Origin of the sequence: Novosphingobium decolorationis (assembly GCF_018417475.1) — a bacterium.
Classification (GTDB): domain Bacteria; phylum Pseudomonadota; class Alphaproteobacteria; order Sphingomonadales; family Sphingomonadaceae; genus Novosphingobium; species Novosphingobium decolorationis.
This window is the reverse complement of the sequence record NZ_CP054856.1, coordinates 1,185,049-1,210,951: the sequence shown is the minus strand read 5'-3', so window position 1 is coordinate 1,210,951 and position 25,903 is coordinate 1,185,049. Positions and strand designations below refer to the sequence as shown.

The window sequence follows — 25,903 nt, the reverse complement described above, 5'->3', positions numbered from 1 at the left end:
GAGGGGGATGAGCGCGCAGCCTAACCGGGCGCGCCCGCGAAATCGAGAGGCAAGAGATGCTTGCGTCGCCCGGCCGCGATTTCGCGCACGTCGAGCACGGCCATGTCGCGCGGGCCGGTGTCGATGCGGATGGGCGCGAGGGCGGAGGTTGGGGCATCGGCGCCCGCGCGGCCCGGCTGGCCGACCGTGAAGACGAGCCCTAACCCGAGTTCGGGCTGGTCCGTGCGCGCCTCGGGGTGGCCCATGTCGGCGACGAGCGCGAGGCGCACGAGCGGTACGAAGAAGCGCGCATTGCCTTCATTGACCGCGCGGATCGCGCTCAGCGGGAGTTGCAGTTCGCCCTCGTGCACGATGTCTTCCCCCTCGGCGAGGCGCGGGATCGCGGCGATCACGGGCAGGCTTTCCAGCGCGGGCGCGAGCTGCTCCTCGCGGCTGGCCGATCCGTGCGCGGAGGTGAGGTCGGCGTGGAGGTTGGCGGGCGGGATCTCGGTCAGCGCGCGCAGCGAGAAGCGGAAGCGCAGCGAGGCGTAGACCAGCGAGAGGCGCAGCGAGACGGCCTCGAAGGCGATCTCTCCGTGTGCCCGCGGGCGGCTGGAAGCCGGAGCCGGGGCGGGCACCGGAGCCGGATTCGCAGCAGGCGGGGTCACGTCCGCGGATGGTGTCGGGGCGGCTGCGGGGCGCGGTGTCGGCCGGGGCGCGGGACGCGGTGCGGGCTGGGGCGCCACCTTGCGGCCCTCGTCCTTGCGCCGCGCGCGTGCGAAGCCGCCGAGAAGAAGCAGCGCCAGCAGGCCGGCAGGAAGAGCCCACCACCACAAGGGCCATGCCTCGGACGTGGCTGCGGGAAGCGCGGGCGTGGGAGATACAGGATCGGGCGGAGCGGGGCTGCTGGTGGTCTCGGTAGCCTCGGCTTCGTCCGGTGTCGGTGTGGCGCGGGGCGCGGCGGGTGGCGGCGCAGTCTCCTGCGCCGGGCGGGCGTGTCCAGGGCCGCTGGGCTCGGGACGAGGCCGCTCGGACGGGGTGGGGGAAGGGGCTTGCCGGGCTGCCGGGCGTGCGTCGGTCGGGAGTGCGGGCGAAGGCTTTGCCGCAGGCGTCGGCGCAGCGGATGGCGATGGGGTGGGCGCAGCTGGCGCGCGGGTCTGTGTCGGGATGGGAAGGGGCGGCAAGGGCTGCACGCCGCCCGGCAGCGTGGTCGGGTCCTCCGGATCGACCGGCCCGGCCACATCGGGCGCGCTCGGACTGGCCGGGCCAGCGGGCAGGCTCCAGGGCGCGCGCTCCTGTGCGGATGCGGCCTGTGCCAAGGACAGCGTAAGCAGCGCAAAGGCGCTGGCGGTGGTGACCTGATCGATTCCCCTCATGCCTCTCTCCCAAACGTGCGCGCGGTGAACCGTGTCTTAATGCCTGCGCCGTGGTCGTGGGCGGCGCGATGGACAGTTGCGGTTGCGAGACCTCTTGCCTCGCACGGCCTCCCGGTCCATGCGCAGGAGCATGAGCGATACACCCTCTTCCCCGTCGCTGGCGCCCGTGCATCTGGGCCAGCAGAGCGCGCTTCCCGCTTCCCCTAAGGAGGCGGTTCTCGACTATGTGCCCAATCCGCGGGCCAAGTCCCTCTATCTTGTCCGTTTTGCCGCGCCCGAGTTCACCTCGCTGTGCCCGGTGACCGGCCAGCCCGACTTCGCGCACCTCGTCATCGACTACGCGCCGGGTGAAACCATCGTCGAATCGAAGAGCCTCAAGCTCTTCCTTGGCTCGTTCCGCAACCACAACGGCTTCCACGAGGACGTGACGGTGGGGATCGGCCAGCGCCTGTTCGACGAGATGAAGCCCCACTGGCTGCGCATCGGCGGCTACTGGTACCCGCGCGGTGGCATTCCCATCGACGTGTTCTGGCAGTCCGGTGCAGCGCCCGAGGGCCTGTGGGTGCCCGACCAGGGCGTGCAAGGATATCGCGGCCGGGGGTGATGCGGGCTGGGGTTGCCAGATTCGTGTAACGTAGAAGATGAAGTTCCGAGGGCCATCGCCCTCGGGCTCCCCAAGCCTTTGAAAGATTGCGCTTGTACGCGCTTTTTCTCGAGAAGCGAGACGCTCGCAGCGGCCGAAGGCGGTTCGTGCGGCGTGAGAAATAATCTTTGATGTCCTGTTCCGCCCCTTGTTGGACGGACAGCAGGCAGAACAGGCGGCTTGCCAACCTTTCACCGCCTTCGTCATTCCCGCGAAGGCGGGAATCCAGTAGCAACCTCGCCATGAAGGATACCTTCGCGCCCTCAGTCTACATGCTTGCCTCGGGCCGAAACGGCACGCTCTACACCGGAGTTACGTCGAATCTGATCCACCGCGTCGCCCAGCACCGCAGCGATCATTTCGATGGCTTCAGCACTCGTTATGGAACCAAGCTTCTGGTTTGGTTCGAAATGCACGCCACGATGGAACATGCGATCAAGCGAGAGAAGCGGATCAAGAAATGGAACCGGGGTTGGAAGCTCCGACTGATCGAGGAAGGCAATCCACAGTGGCGTGACCTGGCAACGGATCTGGGTTTTGAAGCAATGCGCTGATCTGGATTCCCGCCTTCGCGGGAATGACGAAGAGTTGGATGCCCACTCATGCGGCGGCAATCGACTTTACCAGACCGTGATCGGACGTTCCGCTTCCCACCCATCCCAGATGCCGCATTTGACGACCAATTCACGCACGCATGGTCAGTTCTGCGCGAACTGAACCTTGCCGACACGGGTGAGATCCACTTCTCCGGTGCCCAGCGCGGCAAGCTGGGCGGAAGGGAGGCACTGGGCGTAGACGGTCGGCGCATCGGCGCGCAGGGCCGCGTCGGTCTCCAGCGCGTCTTCGAGACTGCGGTCGCATTCGGCCCGCGTCTGGAAGGTCGCGACCGGGGCCTGCGCCTCGAGGCGGCGGCACGCGGTGCCATCGTCACTGCATCCAAACAGGGCAAGGGCGATCAGGGTGGCGCTCATCGGTGTGTCTCCTTCCTTCCCCAAGACAACGGGGGCGCCCGCCAAAAGTATCCCGGAATTCTGCGAAAAATTCGGGAACTTTTGCCAAGGGAATGAATTCGCGCAGCTTTTTGTCGGTCGGTGAGCGGACTCGTGTGTGCGACGAGCCGTTTTGCCGGGGCCGCATGTCGTGGTCACCAGAGAGCTGCTCCCAAGTGCGTGCAATCTCTCGGGAATGGTGAACTCTACACTGGAACCCGTGGGGCTTTGGCGCGTATTAAGGCCCGCATGGACCATACCAAAGCCAAACTCATCATCCGCGAGGCCACGGTCGGGGACGCCCCCGCGATCGCGGCGCTGTCCGTCAAGGTCTACGGCAAGGCCGACGCCTTCACCCGGGCCGAACTGCGTGGGCAGATCATCAACTTCCCCGAAGGCCAGTTCGTGGCCGAGTACGAGGGCGTGATCGTGGGCCACTGCGCCACGATGATCATCACCACCGCGCTCGCCTTCAAGCCGCACACCTGGGAAGAGATCACCAACGGCGGCTACGGCCGCATCCCGGACCCCGACGGTGACGTGCTCTACGGCTTCGAGGTCTGCGTCGACCCGGACTACCGCCGCCTGCGCATTGGCCAGCGCCTCTACCGCAAGCGCAAGGAACTGTGCCAGCACTTCGAACTGAAGGGCATAGCCTTTGCCGGCCGCATGCCTGGCTATTACCGCCGCAAGCGCACCTTCCCCAACCCGTCCGACTATCTCCAGGCCGTCATCGACAAGAAGGCCAAGGACCAGGTCATCAATTTCCAGATGAACGGCGGGTACGAGCCGCGCGGGATCCTGCGCGACTACCTGCCCAAGGACAAGGAAAGCGGCGGCAACGCGGTCCTCATGTACTGGACCAACCCGCTCGCCCCGCGCGACACCGGCAAGGCCGTGCCCGGCCTCAAGGAGCGCGTGCCCTCGCAGGTGCGCGTGGCCACCGTCCAGTTCATGATGCGCAAGATCTCCTCGCGCGACGATTTCGAGGAGCAGGTGGAATACTGGGTCGATGTGGCGGCGGACTACGAGAGCGACTTCGTGGTCTTCCCCGAGCTCTTCACCCTCGCGCTGCTCTCGGTTGAGGAGAAGAAACTCCAGCCGGTCGAGGCGATCGAGAAGATCTCCACTTACACCAAGCGCTTCGTCTCGTTCATGCAGAACATGGCGGTGAGCTACAACATCAACATCATCGGCGGTTCGCACCCCACCCGCGTCGAGACCGAAGACGGCAAGAGCGAGATCCGCAACATTGCCTACACCTTCCTGCGCGATGGCTCGGTGCACGAATCGCAGAAGCTCCACCCCACGCCGTCCGAGGCAAAGTGGTGGAACATCAAGGGCGGCTATGGCGCCAACGTCATCCCCACCGACTGCGGCCCGATCGGGGTCATGGTCTGCTACGACAGCGAGTTCCCCGAACTGGCCCGTCACCTCGTCAACCAGGGCGCGCTCATGCTCTTCGTGCCCTTCTGCACCGACGAGCGGCGCGGGTACCTGCGCGTGCGCTACTGCTGCCAGGCGCGCGCGGTGGAGAACCAGTGCTACGTCGTCACCTCGGGCGTCGTGGGCAACCTCCCCAACGTCGAGAACATGGACGTCCATTACGCCGAAAGCGCGATCCTGACGCCCTCGGACTTCCCGTTCTCGCGCGATGGCGTGGCGGCCGACACCGCGCCCAACACCGAGACCATCGCGATTGCCGACCTTTCGCTCGATTCGCTGCTGACCGCGCGCCAGTCGGGCGCGGTGCGCAACCTGCGCGACCGTCGCTTTGACCTCTACCGTGTGGAGTGGACACAGGCGCAAGGGTAAGGCAAGGCCAAGTCCATGATCCTTCCCGGCTTTCACGCAGCGAGTGCGATGCTCATCGCGCTCGCCATGTTCTATGGCTTCTTCAATGGAAAGCTGCGGGTCGAGATCGTCTCGCTGCTGACCATCGCGGCCATTGCCCTCCTGCTCTACGTCATGCCGATGCCTGGCGAGACCAAGTACGCCGGGCTTGAACTGGCGTTCCAGGGCTTCGGGCACTACGCGCTGGTCACCATCTGCGCGCTGATGATCATGGGGCGGGGGCTGGTTGTGACCGGCGCGCTCGATCCGGCGGCGCGCGCGCTGGCGCGGGTCTGGCAATTCAACAAGAGCCTGGGCCTGCTCTTCACGCTTGTCGTGTGCCTGTTCATGTCGATGCTCATCAACGACACGCCCGTGCTCGTGCTGATGATCCCGATCCTGGCGCAGATGGCGACGCGCGGGGGCATGCCCGCTTCCAAGACGCTGATGCCGGTCAACGCGGCGATCCTCATCGGCGGCATGTCGACGACCATCGGCACCTCGACCAACCTGCTTGTCGTCTCGATTGCGCAGGACCTGGGGATGCGCACGCTTTCGGTGTTCCACTTCACCCCGATCGTGCTGATCTCGGTGCTGGTGGCGCTGCCGTATCTTTGGCTGGTCATGCCGCGCCTGCTGCCCGACAACACCAAGCAGGTCTCGGTGGAGAGCCGCCGCTTCCTTGCCAAGCTGCGCCTCTCCGACGATGCGCCGATGCGCGGCAAGACCATCGAGGAAGCGCGCGGGAACCTGCCCGAGGACGTGCGCGCCTGGCTGCCGCCGGGCAACCGCAGCCACGTCGGGCGCCGCCTTCTGGCCGAGGGCACCTACAAGGGCCTCCAGGAGGCCGCGCGCACGCTCTCGGCCACGCTGGCGCCGCGCTGGCTGACCGAGCGGATCAAGGCCGATTCCACGCGCTCGCGCGAGGACCTGATGGTGGCCGAGATGATCCTCGCGCCCGATTGCCGCCTGATCGGTCTCACGCCCAGTACCGCTGGGTTCGAGGGCGTGGCGATGCTGGGCATCCACCACGTCCACCAGCCCCTGCGCGACACCCGCGCGCACACGCCCGACACCGCCATGGCCGAAGGCGACGTGCTCCTGATGATGGGCATGCCCGAGGACCTGCGCGCCTTTGCGCAGGCCGAGGGGCTACTCCAGATCGAGGGCGGCGAGGAGATCACCCGTTCGGGCAAGGCGCTGCTCGCGGTCGCGATCATGCTGGGCTCGGTCGGTCTGGCCAGCTTCGGCCTCGTGCCCATCGCGATCTCGGCGCTGGCGGGCGCGATCCTCATGTTCGTGACGGGCTGCGTGCGCTTCGAGCGCGTGGGCCGGGCGCTTTCGGCCAAGATCATCGTCCTGGTCGCCAGTTCCATCGCGCTCGGGCGTTTCATCCTGGTTTCGGGCGCGGCGGAATGGCTCGGCCAGATCCTCTCGAGCGGCCTCCAGTACCTGCCGCCCGCCGGCGTGCTCGCCGCGATCATGGTCTTCGTGACCCTGATGACCAATTTCGCCTCGAACACCGCGGCCGCCGCCGTCGGCACGCCGATTGCCTTCAATATCGCCAAGCAGTTGGGCATGCCCGAAGAGCCGCTGGTGCTCGCCGTGCTGTTCGGCTGCAATCTGTGCTACGCAACCCCGGTCGCCTACCAGACCAACATGATGATCCTCACCGAAGGCGACTACACCTTCAAGGATTACCTGCGTTCGGGCGTGCCGCTCGTGCTCATCATGGTGGCCGCGCTCTCGACCACGCTGGTCTTCTGGTACGGGATCTGATCGGTCCGGCTGCGGCCCGAGAGGAGCGCTTCACGCAGGTCCTCCGGGCTCGGCAGGTCGAGCGCGTCGAGGTCCGCCACGCCCACGATGGCATCCTCGCCATAGCACTCGGCCAGCGCGATGGTTTTGGCCCGCACGTGCTTGTTCGTCTCCAGTGAGTAGAACGCGGTGACCGTGGGGAGTTCGGGGTCGCCGGGGCACTGGTCGACGACGAGCGCGATGCGCGCGGAACGCAGCTGCACGAACGAGCCCACCGGATAGACCCCGAGCGCTTCCTTGAAGCGGGCGAGGATCTCGGTGTCGAGCGAGCCCGACAGGCCCATGAGGGTTTCCATGGCCTCGGACGGGTCGAGCGCGCGCCCGGTGACAGCGCCCGAGACGATCAGGTCATAGCTGTCGCAGATCGCGGCCATGCGCGAGAAGACGTCGAGGTCGCGGGTGTCGAGCGCCTGGGGATAGCCCTCACCATCGAGCCGTTCGTGGTGACGCATGACCGCTTGCAGCACTTCCTCGGGCACGTCGCCCGCCGAGGCGAGCATCTCGCGCCCGATCAGGCAATGGCGGCCCAGCAGTTCGCGCTCCTCGCCGCGCGCAGGGGAAAGGACGGCCTGGGCAACCTCGGGCAGATCGGCCTCGACCCGCGCGAGGCCGACGTCGAGGAGAAGCCCGGCAAGTCCCGCGAGGCGCATTTCGCCCGGTGGCAGGCGCATCTGCCGGGCGAGCGAGACCATCAGCGCGCTGACCGCCAGCATGTGGTGATAGGTCGCCTCGCTCTCGGCCTTGCAGCGCATGAGGCCCGAGAAGGCGTAGGGGTTGCGCTGGATCGAGGCGAAGATGTCCTCCACCACCGGCGCGACATCGGCCACGCGCGGCGCCTTGCCCAGGCGCGCCTCCAGGAAGACCCTGGAGATGATCTTGTTGGCCTTGCCCGCAAGCCGCCGGGCCGAGCCGAATTCGCGGGTGAGGGGGACAGGCCCCGAGGCGGTGCGCGGGGAAGGCCGGGCGGGCGGTGCCGGGAAGACTGCGGCGGGTGGCGATGCGGGGGCCGGCGCGGGCGTGGCCACCAGCGGACGGCGCAAGGGGCGAACTGGCGCGGGCGAGGACGCGGCGGTTTCATCGCCGGGCAGGTCGCGGCCCTTGTCGGTGTCGATGACGATGGCGTCGAGCCCGCTGGCGCGCAGTTCGCTGCACCGCGCGGCGTCCTCGACCACGAAATGCGCGCGCCAGAAGGGGTGGGCGAACCAGTTGCCCTGGAAGGCGTGAATGTACATGCCCTGCTCGACCTGCGAGGGCGCGATGCGCTTGAGAACCATGGATGAACTGTCCCTGTGCCGGGGGGCGATGGTGTCAGGACATCGTCTCTTTCCCGTGATCGCGCGGCCTGGGGGATCTACGTGGTCGAGGCGCCGGACGAGGCCATGGACAAGTGGCTGGCAAGGCGGCACCATCGCGCGTGGGAAGGCTCCGCAAAGAGGGCCGTGGTCGCTATCCTGCCTCTGGGAGATGGTCTTCGTGTTCAGCGCTGTCGGCCTTGTTGCCGCTCTTGCTCTCCTCATTCTCCTGACCGTGCGCGGGGTGCATATCCTGCTCGCCGCGCCCGCCTGCGCGGCGGTGGTGGCCGCGACCAGCGGTCTGGCCTTCCTGCCGCCGCTGGCGGTTACGGGAGAAGGGGACTTCGCGACAAGCTACATGGCCGGGTTCACCAGCTTCTTTGCCGACTGGTTCTGGATGTTCCTGCTCGGCGCGATCTTCGGCGAGGTCATGGCCGCGAGCGGGGCGGCGGCGAGCGTGGCGCGCGGCGTGGTCGCGCGCATCGGCCTTCGCCACGCGGTTCTGGCCGTGGTCGCGGCGGCGGCACTTCTCACGTATGGCGGGGTCTCGGTCTTCATCGTGGGGTTCGCGGTTTATCCCCTCGCGGTCCATCTCTTCCGCGAGGCGGACCTGCCGCGCCGGTTCATCCCGGCCGCGCTCGCCTTCGGGTCGGTCACCTTCACGATGACCAGCGCGGGCTCGCCCGAGATCCAGAACCTGATCCCGATGCAGTACCTGGGCACCGATGCCTATGCGGCCTGGCCGGTCAGCCTGCTGGTCGCGGGCCTGATGGCGGGGCTGGGCTATCTCCTGCTCGACCAGATGGTGCGCCGAGCGCAGACGCGCGGCGAGCGCTTCGAGGCGCGCAAGGGGGATAGCGCGCACGATGACCATCCGCACCTTCCCCCGCCGCTGCTGTGCCTGGTACCGCTCCTTGCCGTGCTGGGCGTTTTCCTGCTGCTCCAGTACCCGCAGGGCGTGCCGGGGCTGGCCTGGGCGCTGCCGCAGCAATCGCTGGGCAAGTGGGCGCTGGTGGTGGCCCTGGGCGCGGGATGCCTGCTGGCGCTGGGCGTGGGCTACCGGGCCCGCGCGGCCATGCCGGGCGCGTTCACGCGCGGGGCGGGCGGGGCCGTGGTCGCGATCACCAACACCTGTGCGGTCGTCGGCTTCGGGTCGGTTGCCGCGCTGTCGCCCGCCTTCCAGATGGCGCTCGCGGCGCTGCAGGGTCTACCGGGTGATCCCCTCATCGGCGCGGCCGTGGCGGTGACCGTGATCGCCGCGCTGACCGGCTCGGCCTCGGGCGGGCAGACCATCGCCCTGCCGCTGCTCGCGCCCGGCTATCTGGAAGCCGGAGCCGACCCTGCGCAGCTCCACCGCACCGTCGCGATCGCCAGCGGCGCGCTCGATAGCCTGCCGCACAACGGCTATGTCGTGACCACCATTCGGGCGATCTGCGGGGAGACCCACAAGGCGGCCTATCCGGCTCTCGGCGTGCTGACGGTGCTTGTGCCGCTGCTCGGTCTCGCCCTTGCCATCGGCCTGTTTGTCCTGATCTGAGGCGCGGAGTTAACGCTAAAAAAAGGATATTGCGTCGGATTATACTCGCGTCCAATAGTTAGACGTTCGAGATTATGGAAAAAATGAACTCGCAATGACAAAGATACCAAGCGAAGCGGTGAGCGAGCGCGTGGCCGCAATTCTGGCCCGGCGCATCCTGTCGGGCGAACTGGCGCCGGGCCTGCGGATCAAGCAGGACGAACTGGCCGCCGAACTGAACACGAGCCGCATCCCCGTGCGCGATGCGCTGCGTATCCTGGAATCGCGGGGACTGGTGACGATGCGGGCCAACACCGGCGCGCGGGTCGTTGCGCCCGCGCGCTCGGACATTGCCGCCGCGTTCGACATTCGCGAGCGTCTGGAGCCGCTGCTGCTGGCCGACAGCATGGCCAACTTCGGCGCGGAGGACGTTGAGGCCCTGCGCGCGGTCGTGCGCGCAGGCGAGACCGCGACAACGCCTGAGGACATGATCGAGCACGGGCGCGAATTTCACTGGATGACCTACAGCCGTCACACCTCGACCCTGCTGGCGACTATGGTCGAGCGCGTCTGGGACGTGGGCCAGGCTTTCGTCCTGGGCACCTGGAAGACGATGGACGCGGTCGCCGCCGAGCATGCGCGCCAGGATCATCTGCGCGAGCACCACATGCTGTGCGAGGCCATCGCCCGGCGCGAGCTGGAAACCGCCCAGGCCGCGCTCGTTCTCCACGTACGGCGCATCCGCGCGGTCGTGCTGGGCCAGGTCGAGGCCATGCACAGGGCGCAGGCCGCCCGGGTCTGAAATCCGCCTGCGGCGCCGTCAGGGCGCCGAGAAGCTTTCCTCCAGAGCCGCCGCGCGCGCCGCGGCCTCGCGCTCGGCGCGCTGCGCTTCGAGGCGCGAGGGGCTGGTCGCGTAGACCGCAATCGTCGCGGTGATGGCGCGGGGGCTGGCGGGGGGGCTGGTACGGGCCCCATCCTTGGCAGGCGCCTGCGAAGTCTCGGGCGGGGGGGCGACCGCGCCATCGATCTGCGCGGCAATCCCGGCATCGGCGAGCAGGCGCGCAAGCGCCGTCAGCCGCGCATGATCGGCGCCGGAAATCGTCACTTCACCAAGTCCCCAGCGCTGGAGCGCCCAGATGCCGAGGTCGGTTGCGATGGCGTCCTCGGGAACCTGCGCGTCCTCGCTCGCCTCCAGCAGGACGGTAAGGCGCGGCTGGGGCGGGGGCATCAGGCGCACGGTCCAGCCGTTGACGCCCTGGCTCGCCGCCTTCTCGGTGGCGCGGTAGTCGGCCAGGGTCCAGTCGGGCGCGGGGACGGGCTCGAGGTAGACCATGCGCTGCGCGCGGTCGGTCCAGATCGAGCGGGTCGGCAGGCCAACTTTCTGGCGGATCGCCTTGTAGGGCGGAACGTCGGCGGCAATGCCCGCGGTCGTGCGCTCCATCGCGGCATCGACCATGGCCTGCGTCTGCGAGCGCACGTCGGCGGCGAGCACCTGCTGCAAGGAGACATCGACGTCTTCGCCCAGGGTTTCCTTGAGCGCGTTCTCGGCGGCGATCTCGGCGTTGCCGGTGTAGCTGGTGGCAATGACCAGCGCCTTGACCTTGGGCGAGCCCAGCAGGCTGGAGCTGACGTCGAGTTGGGCAATGGTCACGCCCCTCTCGCCGCAGGCCGCGATGATCGCTTCCTGCGCGGCCGAGCGGATGCGCGCCTCGTTGGTGAGCTTCATCAGCGTCATCGTGAGCGGGGTGGCGAGCGCGAGGAAGGCGGCAACAAGGATCGTCGCATAGCGGGGCGTCCACTCGACCTTGCCGAAGGGCCGCGCCGCGCCCGAAAGCCGCGCGATGAGGGCAAAGGCGAAGGTGATCGCGGCAAGGTTGGTCAGGAACAGGAGCAGCGCGCCCAGCGCGAACATGGGCTGGAGCACACCGATGCCATAGCCGATGACGGTCAGCGGGGGCATCAGCGCGGTTGCGATGGCAACCCCGATGGCGGTGCCGCCCTTGCCGATCACGGTCGAATAGCCGCCCGCGATGCCCGAGAACAGCGCGACCGCAAGGTCGAGCAGGTTGGGCTCGGTCCGCGCGAGGATTTCCGGCGTGGCGTTGCGGATGGGCGAGAGCCAGGTGAGGACGATGCCGGTGGCAATGCCGATGCCGGCACCAATGGCGACGACGCGGATCGAATCGCGGATGCGGTGCCCGTCGAGCGAGGCAAAGCCGAAGCCCATGGCCGCAATCGGGCTCATCAGCGGGGAGACGAGCATCGCGCCGATAACGACCGCGGTCGAGGACTGGAGCAGGCCCAGGATCGCGATGCCCGCCGCGAGCGCGCACATCAGCACGTAGCCGTGGGTGAGCTGGCCCTCCTGGCGGACCGTCTGGCGCAGGTCATAGGCCTGGTCCGGGCTGAGTTCGGGCAGGAGCACCGCGTGCGCGAACTTGACGCGCAGCACGTGGAAGAACGCCTCGCCCCGGCGCACCCAGTGCGGGCGGGCCGCCCACATCTCGTTGATCGGGCCCTTGGGCGTGAACGGAGCCTCGGTGTCGGGGCCGCTTGTGCCATCGCCGGGAAGCTGGGTCTCGGGCATGGCCGGATCAGGACCTTGGGCGGTATCAGGACCTTGGGGGGGATTGGTCGATGTCACTGGGAGGGTTACCCGACTTGGGCCGTGCGCGCATGGCGCGACTGGATGGTGGAAATGAGGCGGGCGATGGTGCCGCCCTGGATGACGACCGCGAAGACCACGACGATGTAGGTCACCGCGAGCAGCTCGGAGCGGATCTCGGCGAGCGGGAGCGAGAGGGCCAGCGCAATCGAGATACCGCCGCGCAGACCTCCCCAGACCAGCGTCGGGAAGGCGAGGGGGCCCATGTCGATAGCCCGCTTCATCGCCAGCAGCGGCGCGCCGACCGCCAGCGCGCGGGCCAGAAGGACGATGCCCACGGTGGCGAGCCCCACCAACATGTAGCCCGGCTCCAGGTCGAGCGCGATGACCTCGAGGCCGATCAGGAGGAACAGCACCGCGTTCAGGATCTCGTCGATGAGCGCCCAGAACTTGATGACGTGGTCGCGCGTGGTGTCGCTCATGGCATGGGCGATCCCGGCGTTGCCGATGATGAGCCCGGCAATCGCCATCGCGACAGGGCCGCTGACGTGGGTCGCCATGGCCAGGCTGTAGCCGCCCATGACAACGGCGAGCGAGATCATCACCTCGATGTTGTATTCATCGATCGACTTCATCGCGGCATAGCCGATGCCGCCTACCGCAAGGCCCAGGACCGCGCCGCCCAGCGCCTCGCGCGCGAAGTGGCCGAGCGCGAAGGACCAGGTGAATTGCTCCGTGCCGGTCGCGAGCGCGATGAGGATGGTGAAGACGACAACGCCGATGCCGTCGTTGAACAGGCTTTCCCCCGCGACGGTCGCCTGGAGCGTCTCGGGCATGGCCGCGCGCTTCATCACCGCCATGACCGAGACCGGATCGGTCGGGCTGATGAGCGCCCCGAAGACGAGGCACCAGGTGAGCGGGACCGGGATGCCGACGGCCAGCGAGAGCGCGTAGAACCCCGCGCCGACAAGCCCGGTCGAAAGGAGCACGCCCACGGTGCTGAAGACCAGGATCGGCAGCGCACCTTTTCGCATGTGTGCCCAGCTGACGTGCATCGCGCCCGCAAAGAGCAGGAACGAGAGCATCCCGTCCATCAGTGTCTTCGAGAAGTCCAGGTCGGCGAGGAACCGGCCGAAGGTCGCCGAAAGGGTGCTGGTGGGCACGAGATGGTCGTAGGCGACCAGCAGCAGTGAGGCGAGTGTCCCCATGATGGTGAGCCCCACGGTCGAGGGCAGGCGCAGCGTGCGGTAGTTGAGATAGCCCAGCGCCGCGGCCATCACGATCAGGAACGCGGCGGCATCGAAGGGGGAGAGTTCGTGCATCGCCCATCCTTAGCCCGCGCTCCCGGGCTTGCCTAGCGGTCTCGGCGGCGGCGGACGTGGCGGGAATGCGGGCAAGTGCATTGGAAAGCGGGGTTCTTTTGTTCGGCGCTGCACAATTTGGCTTGCTGCATTGCAACCTTGTGGTAGCCATGGTGCCTCGTAGTTTCGGATTCCCGGGCGCGGTTGCGCTCCGTTCAGGCTTTTGGCCGTGCATGGGCCAGTTCTTGGGGTTCTCCTGCGGGCGGGCTTCGGAGCCGGGTCCTTGCCGTTTGAGGAGAATCTCCGTGGCAGGCAGTCCTTCCGAGTTCGACGATCACATCGTTCGCGTATTGCGCCACCGTGTCGGCAAGGACGAACGCGCGGCCAAGCACCACGACTGGTACAACGCGGCGATCTACGCGCTTCGCGACCACATCATCGACGACTGGATCGACTCCACGCGCCGCACGTACGAGACGGGCGGCAAGCGGGTCTATTACCTCTCGATGGAGTTCCTGATCGGGCGTCTCCTGCGCGATGCGCTCTCGAACATGGGCATGACCCGCGAGATGGAAAAGGCGCTCGCCGCGCACGGGCTCGACCTCGCCGAGATCGAGGAATTCGAACCCGATGCCGCGCTTGGCAATGGCGGGCTCGGGCGCCTCGCGGCCTGCTTCATGGAGAGCCTCGCCACCCTCGATATCCCGGCCTATGGCTATGGCATCCGCTACGTGAACGGCATGTTCCGCCAGCGCATCGACGATGGCTGGCAGGTGGAACTGCCCGAGACCTGGCTCGAACACGGCAACCCCTGGGAGTTCGAGCGGCTGGAGAGCAGCTACCGCATCGGCTTTGGCGGCGAGGTGACGGTGGACGGCGACATCGCCTCCTGGCACCCGGCCGAGCAGGTCGAGGCGACTGCGGTCGATACGCCTGTGGTGGGCTACAAGGCGAAGCGGGTGAACACGCTTCGGCTGTGGAGCGCGACCGCGCTCGACCCGATCAAGCTCGACGCCTTCAACGCGGGCGACCACTTCGGCGCACTTTCGGAGCAGGTGCGCGCCGACAGTCTGGTGCGCGTGCTCTACCCGGCCGATTCCAGCCCGGCAGGCCAGGAACTGCGCCTGCGCCAGGAGTACTTCTTCACCGCCGCCTCGGTGCAGGACATCGTGCGCCGCCACATGCAGTACGAAGGCGATATCCGCACGCTGCCGGAGAAGGCCTCGATCCAGCTCAACGACACGCATCCCTCCGTCGCCGTGGCCGAGCTGATGCGGCTCATGGTCGATGTCCACCAGCTCGAATTCAACGAGGCCTGGGAGGTCTGCCGCAAGACCATTTCCTATACCAACCACACCCTTCTGCCCGAAGCGCTGGAGACCTGGCCGCTCCCGCTGTTCGAGCGGCTCCTGCCGCGTCACATGCAGATCATCTACGCGATCAACAGCCGCATCCTGCGCGAGGCGCGCAAGGCGGGCTGCGACGATGGCCAGATTGCCGCGATCTCGCTCATCGACGAATCGGGGGAGCGGCGCGTGCGCATGGCGAACCTCGCCTTTGTCGGCGCGCATTCGGTGAACGGGGTGGCCGCGCTCCATACCGAGCTGATGAAGGAGACGGTCTTTGCCGACCTTCACACGCTCTACCCCACGCGGATCAACAACAAGACCAACGGGGTGACCCCGCGCCGCTGGCTCCAGCAGTGCAACCCGGGCCTCACCAGGGTCATCCGCGAGGCCATCGGCGATGGCTTCATCCAGGACGCGGAGAAGCTCTCGGCGCTCAACGACCTAGCCACCGACACGCAGCTGGGCGAGCGCGTTGCCGAGGTCAAGCGCGCCAACAAGGTCGCGCTGGCCGAGCACCTCAAGGCCACCATGGGCATCCGCCTCAACCCTGACGCGCTCTTCGATGTCCAGATCAAGCGCATCCACGAGTACAAGCGCCAGCTTCTCAACCTGATCGAGACGGTCGCGCTCTACGACCAGATCCGCAGCCATCCCGAGCGCGACTGGGTGCCGCGCGTCAAGATCTTCGGGGGCAAGGCCGCGTCGAGCTACCACAACGCCAAGCTCGTCATCAAACTGGCCAACGACATTGCCCGGCGCGTCAATTCCGACCCCTCGGTGGGCGGCCTGCTCAAGGTCGTCTTCGTGCCCAACTACAATGTCAGCCTGGCTGAGAAGATCATTCCCGCCGCCGACCTCTCCGAGCAGATCTCGACCGCCGGGATGGAGGCTTCGGGCACGGGTAACATGAAGTTCGCGCTGAACGGCGCGCTCACCATCGGCACGCTCGACGGCGCCAATGTCGAGATCAAGGACAAGGTCGGGGACGAGAACATCGTCATTTTCGGCCTGACGGCCGAGGAAGTCGCCGAGCGGCGCGCCAACGGGTACGATCCGCGCGCGATCATCGAAGGCTCGCGCGAGCTTGGCCAGGCGCTTTCGATGATCGCCTCGGGCGTCTTCTCGCCCGACGACCGGGACCGCTACGCCGGGCTGATCGGTGGCCTCTACGAACACGACTGGTTCATGTGCGCGGCCGATTTCGAAAGCTACGCCGAAGCGCAGCGCGCCGTCGATGCGCGCTGGCGCGATCCCGCCGCGTGGCGCACCTGCGCCATCCGCAATATCGCCAATGTGGGCTGGTTCTCCTCGGACCGCACGATTGGCGAATACGCCAAGGATATCTGGAAAGTTACGTGAATCCTCCTGAAAGTTCTCTCGATGCCCTGCTGGACGGTACGCACGGCGATCCCTTCTCGCTTCTGGGCGTCCACTCCGGTCCTGGCGGGACCTTCGCGCGCGTGATCCTGCCGGGTGCCGAGACCGCGGAGGCCTTCTCGATCGACGGGCAGTGCCTGGGCGAAGTCGCGCGGATCGATCCGCGCGGCATGTTCGAGGGCTACCTCCTGGGCGCGCCGCAACCCGTGCGCTACCGCTGCTCGACCGCGACGCGCGACTGGATCCAGACCGACGCCTACAGCTTCGCGCCCGTGCTTGGCCCTGTCGACGACCTCTTGATCGCGCAAGGCACGCACATGCGGCTGTTCGACAAGCTGGGCGCACACCTGATCGAGCACCAGGGCGCCAAGGGCGTCCATTTTGCGGTCTGGGCGCCCAACGCCCAGCGCGTCAGCGTGGTGGGGGATTTCAACGACTGGGACGCAGGCCGCCATGTGATGCGCCACCGCCGCGACATCGGCGTGTGGGAAATCTTCATCCCCGACATCCGCGACTACCGCGCCTACAAGTTCCACGTCGTCGGGCCCGATGGCATCGCCCGCCCGCTCAAGGCCGATCCCTTCGCCTTCATGACCGAAGTGCGCCCGCGCACGGCCTCGATCACCGCGAAGGTGGAAAAGCCCGACTGGAACGATGCGGCCCACCGCACCCACTGGGCCGGCGTCGATGCGCGCCGCGTGCCCGTCTCGATCTACGAGGTCCACGCCGGGTCCTGGCAGCGCGACCGCTGGAACTGGTTTCTCAACTGGGACGAGATGGCCGAGCAGCTCATCCCCTACGTCGTCGACATGGGCTTCACCCATATCGAGTTCCTGCCCATTGCCGAGCACCCCTACGACCCCTCCTGGGGCTACCAGACCACGGGTCTCTATGCGCCCTCTGCGCGCTTTGGCGAACCGGCCGGGTTCGCCCGCTTCGTGGAAGGCGCGCACAAGGCCGGGATCGGTGTCATCCTCGACTGGGTGCCCGCCCATTTCCCGACCGATGAGCACGGCCTTGTCCGCTTCGATGGCACCGCGCTCTACGAGCACGAGGACTGGCGGCAGGGCTTCCACCCGGACTGGAACACCCTCATCTACAACTTCGGCCGCAAGGAAGTGGCGAGCTTCCTCGTCAACAACGCGCTGTTCTGGGCCGAGCGCTACCATGTCGATGGCCTGCGCGTGGATGCGGTGGCCTCGATGCTCTACCGCGACTACTCGCGCAAGGAGGGCGAGTGGACGCCCAACGAAGAGGGTGGACGCGAGAACTGGGAGGCGGTGGAGTTCCTGCGCGCGGTCAACCGCACGCTTTACGCCGAGCATCCCGGGATCATGACCTTTGCCGAGGAATCGACCGCCTGGCCCGGCGTGAGCGCTCCGGCCGACATTCCCGAGGACGGCACGCGCGCCACGGCGCTGGGCTTCGGGTTCAAGTGGAACATGGGCTTCATGCACGACACGCTGCGCTACATGGGCCGCGATCCGGTGCACCGCCAGTTCCACCACGAGGACATCACCTTTGGCCTGATGTATGCCTTCTCGGAGAACTTCGTGCTGCCCCTCAGCCACGACGAGGTCGTCCATGGCAAGGGCTCGCTGCTTTCCAAGATGAGCGGGGATGACTGGCAGCAGTTCGCAAACCTTCGCGCCTACTATGGCCTCATGTGGGGCTATCCCGGCAAGAAGCTGCTGTTCATGGGGCAGGAGTTCGCGCAGCGCCGCGAGTGGAGCGAGGAACGCGCGCTCGACTGGCACTTGCGCGAGGCACCCGCGCACGAAGGCGTGCGCAACCTGGTGCGCGACCTCAACCGGCTCTACCGCGACAAGCCCGCGCTCCACGGGCGCGACTGCGAGGGTGAGGGCTTCGAGTGGCTGGTCGTCGACGATGCGACGAACTCGGTCTTCGCCTGGGTGCGCAAGGCGCCGGATGCGAGGCCTGTGGTGGTCATCAGCAACATGACGCCCAACCTTCTGAAGGACTATGCGCTTGCCCTGCCGGGCGAAGGCAACTGGCGCGAGATCCTGAATACGGATTCGGTCTATTACGGCGGGTCGGGCAAGGGCAACCTGGGGCAGATCAGGGCGGCTGGCGGGCTCGCCCATGTCACCTTGCCGCCACTTGCCACGATCATGCTGGAATACGCGGGATAGAAGCAGGCCGTGGGCCATGAGAGGATAAAAAGGACGATGAAGACCCCCAGTCCACAACCCCTTGCGCGCGATGCCATGGCCTACGTCCTGGCCGGTGGGCGCGGTAGCCGGCTCAAGGAGCTGACCGACAACCGGGCCAAGCCTGCGGTCTACTTCGGGGGCATGAGCCGGATCATCGACTTTGCGCTGTCCAACGCGATCAATTCGGGCATCCGGCGCATTGGCGTTGCCACCCAGTACAAGGCGCATAGCCTGATCCGGCACATGAACCGGGCCTGGAACTTCATGCGTCCTGAACGCAACGAGAGCTTCGACATCCTGCCGGCCTCGCAGCGCATCTCGGAGTACATGTGGTACGAGGGCACGGCCGATGCGGTGTTCCAGAACATCGACATCATCGCCGCCCACGCGCCGCGCTACATGGTGATCCTGGCGGGCGACCACATCTACAAGATGGACTACGAGGTCATGCTGCGCGAGCACGTGGAATCGGGCGCGGACGTGACCGTGGGCTGCCTCACCGTCCCGCGCGCCGATGCGACGGCGTTCGGTGTGATGCACGTCGATGACAACGACTTCATCACCTCGTTCCTCGAAAAGCCCGAGGATCCGCCGGGCATCCCGGGCGATCCGGAACACGCGCTCGCCTCCATGGGCATCTACGTGTTCGAGACCGAGTTCCTCTTCGAGCAGCTGCGGCGCGACGCGGCCGACCCTGATTCCCGGCGCGATTTCGGCGGCGACATCATCCCCTACATCGTCCGGCACGGGAAGGCGAAGGCGCACCGCTTCACCGCCTCGTGCATCCGCGCGGCCGAGGAAATCGAGGAATACTGGCGCGATGTCGGCACCGTGGATGCCTACTTCGAGGCCAACCTCGACCTTACCGACACCGTCCCCAAGCTCGACATGTACGACCGCGACTGGCCGATCTGGACCGACACCGTGGTCGCTGCACCCGCCAAGTTCGTCCACGACCAGGACGGGCGGCGCGGGCAGGCGATCTCCTCGCTCATCAGCCAGGACTGCATCGTCTCGGGCTCGCTCGCGCGCCGCTCGCTGCTCTTTACGGGCGTGAAGATGGGCAGCTGGTCGCAGGTCAACGAGGCGGTGATCCTCCCCTACTGCAACATCGGGCGCAACGCGCGGCTCAGCCGGGTGGTCATCGATTCGGGCGTGCGCATCCCCGAAGGCCTTGTCGTGGGCGAGGACCCCGAGCTTGACGCGGTGCGCTTTCGCCGTACCGAGAAGGGCGTGTGCCTCATCACCAAGGCCATGATCGACCGGCTGGAGCTTTAGACCTTGCCCGATATTCGTGTCCTGTCCGTCGCTTCGGAGGCGGTTCCGCTGGTCAAGACGGGCGGGCTCGCCGATGTCGTGGGGGCGCTTCCGGGCGCGCTGGCGGACGAGGGCGTGGCTCTCAGCACGCTGCTTCCGGGCTACCCTTCGGTGCTCAAGGCGCTGGGCCGCGCGCGCGCGGTTCACACCTGGCCGGACCTGTTCGGCGGCCCGGCGCGCCTCCTTGCCGGCAAGCTGGGCGCGCATCCGCTCTATGTCCTCGACGCGCCCGATCTCTTTACGCGTGAAGGGCTCCCCTACGCCGACGCGGCGGGGAGGGACTGGCCCGACAACTGGCGGCGTTTCTGCGCGCTGGGCCGCGCGGCAGCCGATGTCGCGGGCGGGGCGGTCGTGGTGCGCGGCAAGGCGCAGCGCTTCGATCTGCTCCACGCCCATGACTGGCAAGGCGCGATGGCCGCGGCCTACACCCGCTACGCGCCCTTTGGCGGCGCGGCTGTGCCCAGCGTGGTCACGGTCCACAACATTGCCTTCCAGGGCCGTTTCGAGGCCGCGATCTTTGCCGAGACGGGCCTGCCGAGCCGGGCCTGGCACATGCAGGGCGTGGAATATTACGGCGGCTTCGGGATGCTCAAGGCGGGGCTTTTCTGCGCCGATGCGATCACCACCGTCAGCCCGACCTATGCGCGCGAGATCCGCAGTCCGCGCTTTGGCATGGGCCTGGAAGGCCTGATCGCCGAGCGCGGCAGCGCGGTGCACGGCATTCTCAACGGCATCGATGGGGAGCTGTGGAACCCGGCCCACGACGCCAGCCTTGCCGCGACCTACACCGCGCGCACGTTGGGCCGAAAGGCGCTCAACACGCGCGCGCTCGAGGCCGAGTTCGGTCTGGTCGAGGAGGACGGCCCGCTCTTCGTCGCGATTACGCGCCTCACCTGGCAGAAGGGCATGGACCTCCTGCCCGAGATGGCCGACCACCTTGTGGCCCTGGGCGCGCGGCTGGCGGTGCTGGGGTCGGGCGATGCCGACCTCGAAGCGCAGCTGCGCGCGGTGGCCGCGCGCCATCCGGGCCGCGTTGCGGTGCGCATCGGCTATGACGAGGGGCTGTCCCACCGCATGCAGGCGGGCGGCGATGCCATCCTCATCCCCTCGCGGTTTGAGCCTTGCGGCCTCACCCAGCTTTACGGCCTCGCCTATGGCTGTGTTCCCGTGGTCGCCCGCACCGGAGGGCTGGCCGACACCGTGATCGACGCCAATCCGGCCGCGCTCGCCGCAGGTGTGGCGACAGGCATCCAGTTCGACGGTGTGGACGCCCAGAACGTGGCCGCGGCCATCGAACGCACGGTCGCGCTCTACGGCCAGAAGGACGACTGGCAGCGCCTCCAGAAGAACGGGATGAAGGCCGATTTCTCGTGGGGGGCGAGTGGGCGGGCCTACGCGCGGCTCTACCGGGACCTGATCGGATGACCCGGCTGGGTGCGCAGGTGCAAGGCGGGGCCACCCGTTTTGCGGTGCGCGCGCCCCGGGCCGAGCAGGTCTGGCTCTGCCTGTTCGACGATACGGGCGCCGAAACGCGCCGCGAAATGCACCGCGAGGGAGAGGTCTGGACGCTGGAGTGCCCCGGGGACCTCTCCGGCGCGCTCTACGGATACCGTGCGCAGGGAACCTGGGCGCCCGAGGACGGGCTCTGGTTCGATCCGGCCAAACTCCTGGTGGACCCTTACGCCGTAGAGCTGGACCGCCGCTTCGTGCAGGACCCGGCGCTCGCCCGCTCCGGCGAGGACACGGCCCACCTCGTACCGCGCGCGCGGGTCCCGGTACCGTACGATCCCATGGTGGTCGAGCCTGCGCTCCTGCGCCCCGGTGGGCTGGTCTACGAGATCAACGTGCGCGCCTTCACCATGTGCCATCCTAAGGTGCCCGAGGCCATGCGCGGGACCGTGGCCGCGCTCGCGCACCCTGCGGTCCTTGCCCATTTGCGCAAGCTGGGTGTCGGCGCGGTGGAACTGATGCCGATCGTCGCCTGGATCGACGAGCGCCACTTGCCCCCGCTCGGGCTGGTCAACGCCTGGGGGTACAATCCGGTCGCGATGATGGCGCTCGACCCCGGCCTGTGCCCCGGCGGCGTGGCCGAATTGCGGGCAACTGTCGCCACTTTGCGCGAACACGGCATCGGGGTGGTGCTCGATCTGGTCTTCAACCATTCGGGCGAAAGCGACCGCGAGGGCGGCGTGCTTTCGCTGCGCGGGCTCGACAACGCGGCCTATGCCCACGCGGGCGATGGTTCGCTCATCAACGATACCGGCTGCGGCAATACGCTCGATTTTGCGAACCCGGCGGTGCGCGCGCTGACCTGCGCGGCCTTGCGCCACTTCGTCGAACAGGCCGGTGTCGATGGCTTCCGCTTCGATCTCGCGCCCGTCCTCGCGCGGGGGCCCGGCTTCGCAGCCGATGCCCCCATCTTCGCCGAGATCGCCGCCGACCCGGTGCTGGCGGACCGCATCCTCATCGCCGAGCCCTGGGACATCGGCCCAGGGGGCTACCAGCTGGGCCAGTTCCCCGAAAACTGGCTCGAATGGAACGACCGCTTCCGCGACGATGTGCGCCGCTTCTGGAAGGGCGAGGCAGGCGTGGGCGAACTGGCGACGCGGCTGGCGGGATCGAGCGACGTGTTTGGGGAAAGTTCGCCGCAGCGCCCCTGCCGTTCGGTCAATTTCCTCGCCGCGCACGACGGATTCACGCTGGCGGACACGGTCTCCTATGCCCAGCGCCACAACGCGGCGAATGGTGAGAATAACCGCGATGGCCACGGCGAGAACCACAGCTGGAACCACGGCGCCGAAGGGCCAAGCGCGGACCCGGCGATCCAGGCGGCGCGGCGGCGCGATCTGAAGGCCATGCTCGCCACGCTGTTCGCCTCGACCGGGACGATCATGTTGACGGCGGGCGATGAGTTCGGCCGCAGCCAGCGGGGCAACAACAACGCCTATTGCCAGGACAATCCAATCGGCTGGGTGGACTGGTCGACGCGCGATTTGGACCTGGAAGACCATGTCGCGCGCCTCTCTTCACTGCGCCGCGAGGCACAGGCCCTTCTGGCCGCGCTCCCGCAGGAAACGCGCTGGCTGGCCGGATCGGACCAGCCCATGACCGTGGCCGATTGGGAAGACCCGGCCCGCGCCGCGCTGCACCTCGTGCGGGCGCAGGCGCCCGGCGGCAGGGCCTTGCATCTGACCCTCGACAGGGATGCGCGTGAGGTATCCTTCGCGTGGAAGGACGCCTGAGAGGGCGCCTCAGGCCGGGCACCGTCCCGGCTGGGACAGGCGAATGCGATAGTCGGCACTGGCAGGCGTTGCGCCCGAAGCGCTGGCAACGATCACCTCAAGCCGGGCTCCTCTCTCACTGTGCAGGCGCCGCGTCAGGTGAACGGGCGCGGTAAGCGTGAAAGCATCCAGTTCCTGCGCGCCCAGCCGTAGCTGCACATCGAGCGCGCCCGAGGTGGGGGTGAGTTCCAGGTCCAGTTCGACCCCGGTGTTAGGGGCGATGGCGATGCTCTGGACGAGGGCGCCGTCCGTGCCTCCGAAGGCGGGGCGCAGGCTTGTCCCGTCGAGCCGGACCCCGCGATGCGCCGCGAGGCTGAGGTACGGGGTCCAGGGCACGCCGCGCCGCTCTTGTCCAGGCATGGCCGTGAGCGGTCTGTCGACGCCATCGATCCGCGCCAGACGCCGGAACGGGTCCTCCGAAGGTGCGCCCTCGTGCGGGAAGGGATAGGCAAACTGCAAACGGCTGTCCGCGATCTGCGTCTGGCAGCCCAGCGCGAAAGGCGGGCGCGTCTGGGGCTGGTCGGCAAGGAGGATCAGGGCGCGGGTCTCCGCCAGATTCAGCTCGTCGCCCGGAAGGGCGCGCCCTTGCGCGTCGTAGGCCCGAACCCCCGGTGCGGTGATGCGCAGTGTGCGCGGTGCGCCCCAGAGAACCCAGGCGCGCGGCCCGAAGGCGGCGGCAAAGGTGAAGTCATCGGCGGGGAGGCGGCGCACGGGGTGTCCGGCAAGATGCTCTCCCACGAAGCGGAAGGCCTGGCCGACAGGGGTGATCCGGCCGGCCTGATCAATGAGGGGTGCCTGCCGGTCGCCGCGCGGATTGAGCGGATACCAGTCAACCTCGGTGGCACCCAGACTGGCGAGAGCCGCGAAAGCGCGGACCAAGTCGTCCGGTGCTTGGCTGGGTCGGGCGCTGGAAAATTCGGTGACATGGAGGCTGCGGGTCCCCAAGGCCGGGCTCTGGCACAGCAGGGCAAACTGCGCAGGCAACTGGTCGATCGGGGTGGTGTAGGGATGGAGGGCCAGGCCCTCTATCACGCCGGTCCTGTCCTTTTCGAGCAGGGGCCAGAGGAAGCCGGCGGGAAGCGAATGGGTGGCCCCGCCCAGAACCGTGATGTCGGGCCGCTCGGCCTTCACCGCCAGGGAGGCCGCGCGGACCATGGCCAGGTGGTAGTCCGCGCGCCGGAGCAGACCGTCGGCCTTGACCTTGCCCTTCACGAAGTTCGCGCCGTTGACTTCGTTGCCGATTTCGAGGGTGTCGATGGCCGGAAAGCGCTGAACCGCCGCGCGTGCGAAGCGGCCGAACGCGGCCAGAGCCTCCGCGCTATGGGGTGTTTCCCCGCCGTCGTAGAGCGGGTTCCCCCAATTGAGCGTGAGGGTCAGGTGCGCCCCCTGCCGGGAGAGTTCATCGGGATAGAGGTCCCGCGCGCCCTCGAACCGGTAGCTGCCCTTGGTGCGCTCGATATCCTTCCAGCGCAGGCTGTCGCGAAACCGCCTGACGCCCAGCCGGGAGGCGGCTTTCAGGGTGGCAGGGCTCCAGCCCTGGGCGAAATTGGACGCAGCGCCCAGCCGTGTGCCTTGGGTGCCGGGGTTCTGCGGATTGCAAAAGCCCGAGAGAGGCGCGGCAAAGGCATCCACGGCGAGGGCTGGCCAAAGGCCGGCGACGAGTGCCAGCGCCCAGATCGGAAGGTGGCTGCGCAACATCTGTGCGCCTCAACGCGGCGCGGGGGCGAGGGCTTCCCGAATGGCGGCGGCAAGGGTGGCAATTCCGGTCTCGGCCTCCTCGAGCGTGGCCCGGCGGGTGGCAGGCGCGATACCCTGTGCCAGATGGTGCGCGACGCGCTCTGCCGCGGTGCCCGGAGAGGTATGGGCGATATCGGCGAGGTGATCGCTGCACTCGACCGAGGCGAGGAACGCGTCAAGCTTCGCGTCCCAGGCCAGCGCGAGGAAAGGGACCGCGCAGGAATAGGCCGCGATGATCGCGTGCATGCGGAAGGCGACCAATCCATCGAGATCGCAGATGCAGGCGACCAGATCGCCTGGGTTGCGTATTTCGGGGAAGGCGACCCGCCGAGGGCCTTCGGCCAGCTCGAAGCGCAGGCGCAGGCGCTCCACGGCGGCGCGGTCTTCCGGGCTGCCGTTGGAGAAGACGCTGAGGTGATAGCCGCGCGCCAGCAGATTACGCCCCAGCGCGAGGTACCAGGCGTCGAGCGCCTCTTCGGTAAGTGCCTGGCCACCATGGTAGGCCACCGCCAGCGCGCTCATCACGTTGAGGCCAATCCGGGCAGGTGCGGAGGGGCGCATGTCCCGCACAGCCCGCTCCGGAACGCCGTACTGGCGCGCGGCGAGCAGCCCCGGATCGCGCACGACGCCGGCAGCAAGGCCGAAGGCATCGCCGGCGAGGTCCTGCCAGAGTTCGCGTGAGCGGGCATCGCGCACCCACACCCGGCGCACCTGCCCGCAGCGCAGGGCCCGGTGGAGGCGGGCCCGGCCTTCCTTGCTCCAGCCGGGCGAGACGCCGAGGCCATAGAGGAAGATCGGCAGGTCGCGCCTGGCCGCGCTTTCGATGGCGAGTGCCAGTTTGGTCGGGAAGTTGAGGTCCATGTCGGCCAGAAGGTTGCCGCCGCCGATCACCACCGCGTCGGCCTCTTCCAGCTGAGCGGCGTAGTGGGGGGCCCAGGTCCGCCGGGAGGCGAGGGCCAGCGGCAGGCGGACCGCTTCACGCCGCAGCGGGGAGGGCAGGGCGTGAAGAAGCTGCAAGGCATGCTTGCGTGCAGCGGTGCCGTTGGAATACGCGGTGCGGCCGGCAAGGTCGATGGAGCGCGCCTGGGCGGCGCCGTGCCGGGCCAGGCCGCCCTCAAGGCACTCACTGAGAAGTCCGTCGCCCAGGTTCGGGCTGTACTTCACGTTGAAGATGCGCACGTTCGGGCCGTCCTGAAGAGAGGAGACCGAAGGCGGCGCCACGTCCATCGTGCAGGTCTGTGCAGTGCTCATATCCAAAGGGGTGCGGGAAACAGCGAAGGGCCACCAGTAGAACTACCGCCCTTTTGGACCCAATT

General features: G+C 67.8%; 18 protein-coding genes. 11 read left to right on the top strand and 7 right to left on the bottom strand.

Going from position 1 to position 25,903, the window contains the following annotated elements; all coding sequences use genetic code 11:
• Window positions 1-20: 20 nt before the first annotated feature.
• Window positions 21-1,355, bottom strand: coding sequence for a hypothetical protein (locus HT578_RS22375; protein ID WP_213502560.1), 1,335 nt, complete (start codon window positions 1,353-1,355; stop codon window positions 21-23).
• A 130-nt stretch (window positions 1,356-1,485) separates the two neighbouring features.
• Here HT578_RS22375 and queF point away from each other — a divergent pair, with 130 nt between their 5' ends.
• Complete coding sequence (gene queF, locus HT578_RS05505) at window positions 1,486-1,959, top strand: preQ(1) synthase (RefSeq protein WP_213502558.1); 474 nt, start codon at window positions 1,486-1,488, stop codon at window positions 1,957-1,959.
• A 281-nt stretch (window positions 1,960-2,240) separates the two neighbouring features.
• The gene (locus HT578_RS05500) at window positions 2,241-2,552 is read left to right on the top strand and encodes a GIY-YIG nuclease family protein (RefSeq protein ID WP_213502556.1); all 312 of its coding nucleotides are present in this window, start codon (window positions 2,241-2,243) and stop codon (window positions 2,550-2,552) included.
• 144 nt (window positions 2,553-2,696) lie between these two features.
• Here HT578_RS05500 and HT578_RS05495 read toward each other — a convergent pair whose 3' ends face one another.
• Window positions 2,697-2,969, bottom strand: a complete 273-nt coding sequence (locus HT578_RS05495; RefSeq protein WP_213502554.1) for a hypothetical protein — start codon at window positions 2,967-2,969, stop codon at window positions 2,697-2,699.
• Window positions 2,970-3,236: 267 nt separating this feature from the next.
• Between HT578_RS05495 and HT578_RS05490 the strand changes: the two genes are divergently transcribed.
• Complete coding sequence (locus HT578_RS05490; protein WP_039392636.1) at window positions 3,237-4,802, top strand: carbon-nitrogen hydrolase family protein; 1,566 nt, start codon at window positions 3,237-3,239, stop codon at window positions 4,800-4,802.
• Window positions 4,803-4,817: 15 nt separating this feature from the next.
• A complete protein-coding gene (locus HT578_RS05485) occupies window positions 4,818-6,599 on the top strand; it encodes an SLC13 family permease (RefSeq protein WP_039392637.1) in 1,782 nt (593 codons plus the stop codon).
• Here the strand turns inward: HT578_RS05485 and HT578_RS05480 are convergent.
• On the bottom strand, window positions 6,518-7,912 hold the full coding sequence (locus HT578_RS05480; protein WP_213502552.1) for a cyclic di-GMP phosphodiesterase: 1,395 nt from the start codon (window positions 7,910-7,912) through the stop codon (window positions 6,518-6,520). The two genes, HT578_RS05485 and HT578_RS05480, sit on opposite strands and share 82 nt — an antisense overlap.
• 199 nt (window positions 7,913-8,111) lie before the next feature.
• Here HT578_RS05480 and HT578_RS05475 point away from each other — a divergent pair, with 199 nt between their 5' ends.
• Both HT578_RS05475 and HT578_RS05470 read left to right on the top strand, forming a co-directional pair.
• The gene (locus tag HT578_RS05475) at window positions 8,112-9,467 is read left to right on the top strand and encodes a GntP family permease (RefSeq protein WP_239026498.1); all 1,356 of its coding nucleotides are present in this window, start codon (window positions 8,112-8,114) and stop codon (window positions 9,465-9,467) included.
• Between the two features lie 94 nt (window positions 9,468-9,561).
• On the top strand, window positions 9,562-10,248 hold the full coding sequence (locus HT578_RS05470) for a GntR family transcriptional regulator (RefSeq protein ID WP_213502548.1): 687 nt from the start codon (window positions 9,562-9,564) through the stop codon (window positions 10,246-10,248).
• Window positions 10,249-10,266: 18 nt separating this feature from the next.
• Here the strand turns inward: HT578_RS05470 and HT578_RS05465 are convergent, their stop codons facing one another.
• Window positions 10,267-12,033 (bottom strand): TIGR00341 family protein, encoded by a 1,767-nt coding sequence (locus HT578_RS05465; RefSeq protein ID WP_213502546.1) that lies wholly within the window; start codon window positions 12,031-12,033, stop codon window positions 10,267-10,269.
• 65 nt (window positions 12,034-12,098) lie between these two features.
• Window positions 12,099-13,373 (bottom strand): cation:proton antiporter, encoded by a 1,275-nt coding sequence (locus HT578_RS05460; RefSeq protein WP_213502544.1) that lies wholly within the window; start codon window positions 13,371-13,373, stop codon window positions 12,099-12,101.
• Between the two features lie 212 nt (window positions 13,374-13,585).
• Here HT578_RS05460 and HT578_RS05455 point away from each other — a divergent pair, with 212 nt between their 5' ends.
• From HT578_RS05455 to glgX, 5 genes are read left to right on the top strand one after another with little or no spacing between them, the layout of a single operon-like run.
• Complete coding sequence (locus tag HT578_RS05455; RefSeq protein WP_213502542.1) at window positions 13,586-16,060, top strand: glycogen/starch/alpha-glucan phosphorylase; 2,475 nt, start codon at window positions 13,586-13,588, stop codon at window positions 16,058-16,060.
• On the top strand, window positions 16,057-18,231 hold the full coding sequence (gene glgB, locus HT578_RS05450; protein ID WP_213502540.1) for a 1,4-alpha-glucan branching protein GlgB: 2,175 nt from the start codon (window positions 16,057-16,059) through the stop codon (window positions 18,229-18,231). Before HT578_RS05455 ends, glgB begins: the two co-directional genes overlap by 4 nt.
• 36 nt (window positions 18,232-18,267) lie before the next feature.
• Window positions 18,268-19,530 (top strand): glucose-1-phosphate adenylyltransferase, encoded by a 1,263-nt coding sequence (glgC, locus tag HT578_RS05445; RefSeq protein WP_084592173.1) that lies wholly within the window; start codon window positions 18,268-18,270, stop codon window positions 19,528-19,530.
• 3 nt (window positions 19,531-19,533) lie between these two features.
• A complete protein-coding gene (glgA, locus tag HT578_RS05440; protein ID WP_213502538.1) occupies window positions 19,534-20,994 on the top strand; it encodes a glycogen synthase GlgA in 1,461 nt (486 codons plus the stop codon).
• On the top strand, window positions 20,991-22,811 hold the full coding sequence (glgX, locus tag HT578_RS05435; RefSeq protein WP_213502536.1) for a glycogen debranching protein GlgX: 1,821 nt from the start codon (window positions 20,991-20,993) through the stop codon (window positions 22,809-22,811). Before glgA ends, glgX begins: the two co-directional genes overlap by 4 nt.
• A gap of 9 nt (window positions 22,812-22,820) precedes the next feature.
• Here glgX and HT578_RS05430 read toward each other — a convergent pair whose 3' ends face one another.
• Complete coding sequence (locus tag HT578_RS05430; RefSeq protein ID WP_213502534.1) at window positions 22,821-24,548, bottom strand: hypothetical protein; 1,728 nt, start codon at window positions 24,546-24,548, stop codon at window positions 22,821-22,823.
• Between the two features lie 9 nt (window positions 24,549-24,557).
• Entirely contained in the window at window positions 24,558-25,838 is a 1,281-nt protein-coding gene (locus HT578_RS05425) for a polysaccharide pyruvyl transferase family protein (protein ID WP_213502527.1), read from the bottom strand.
• Window positions 25,839-25,903: the final 65 nt, after the last annotated feature.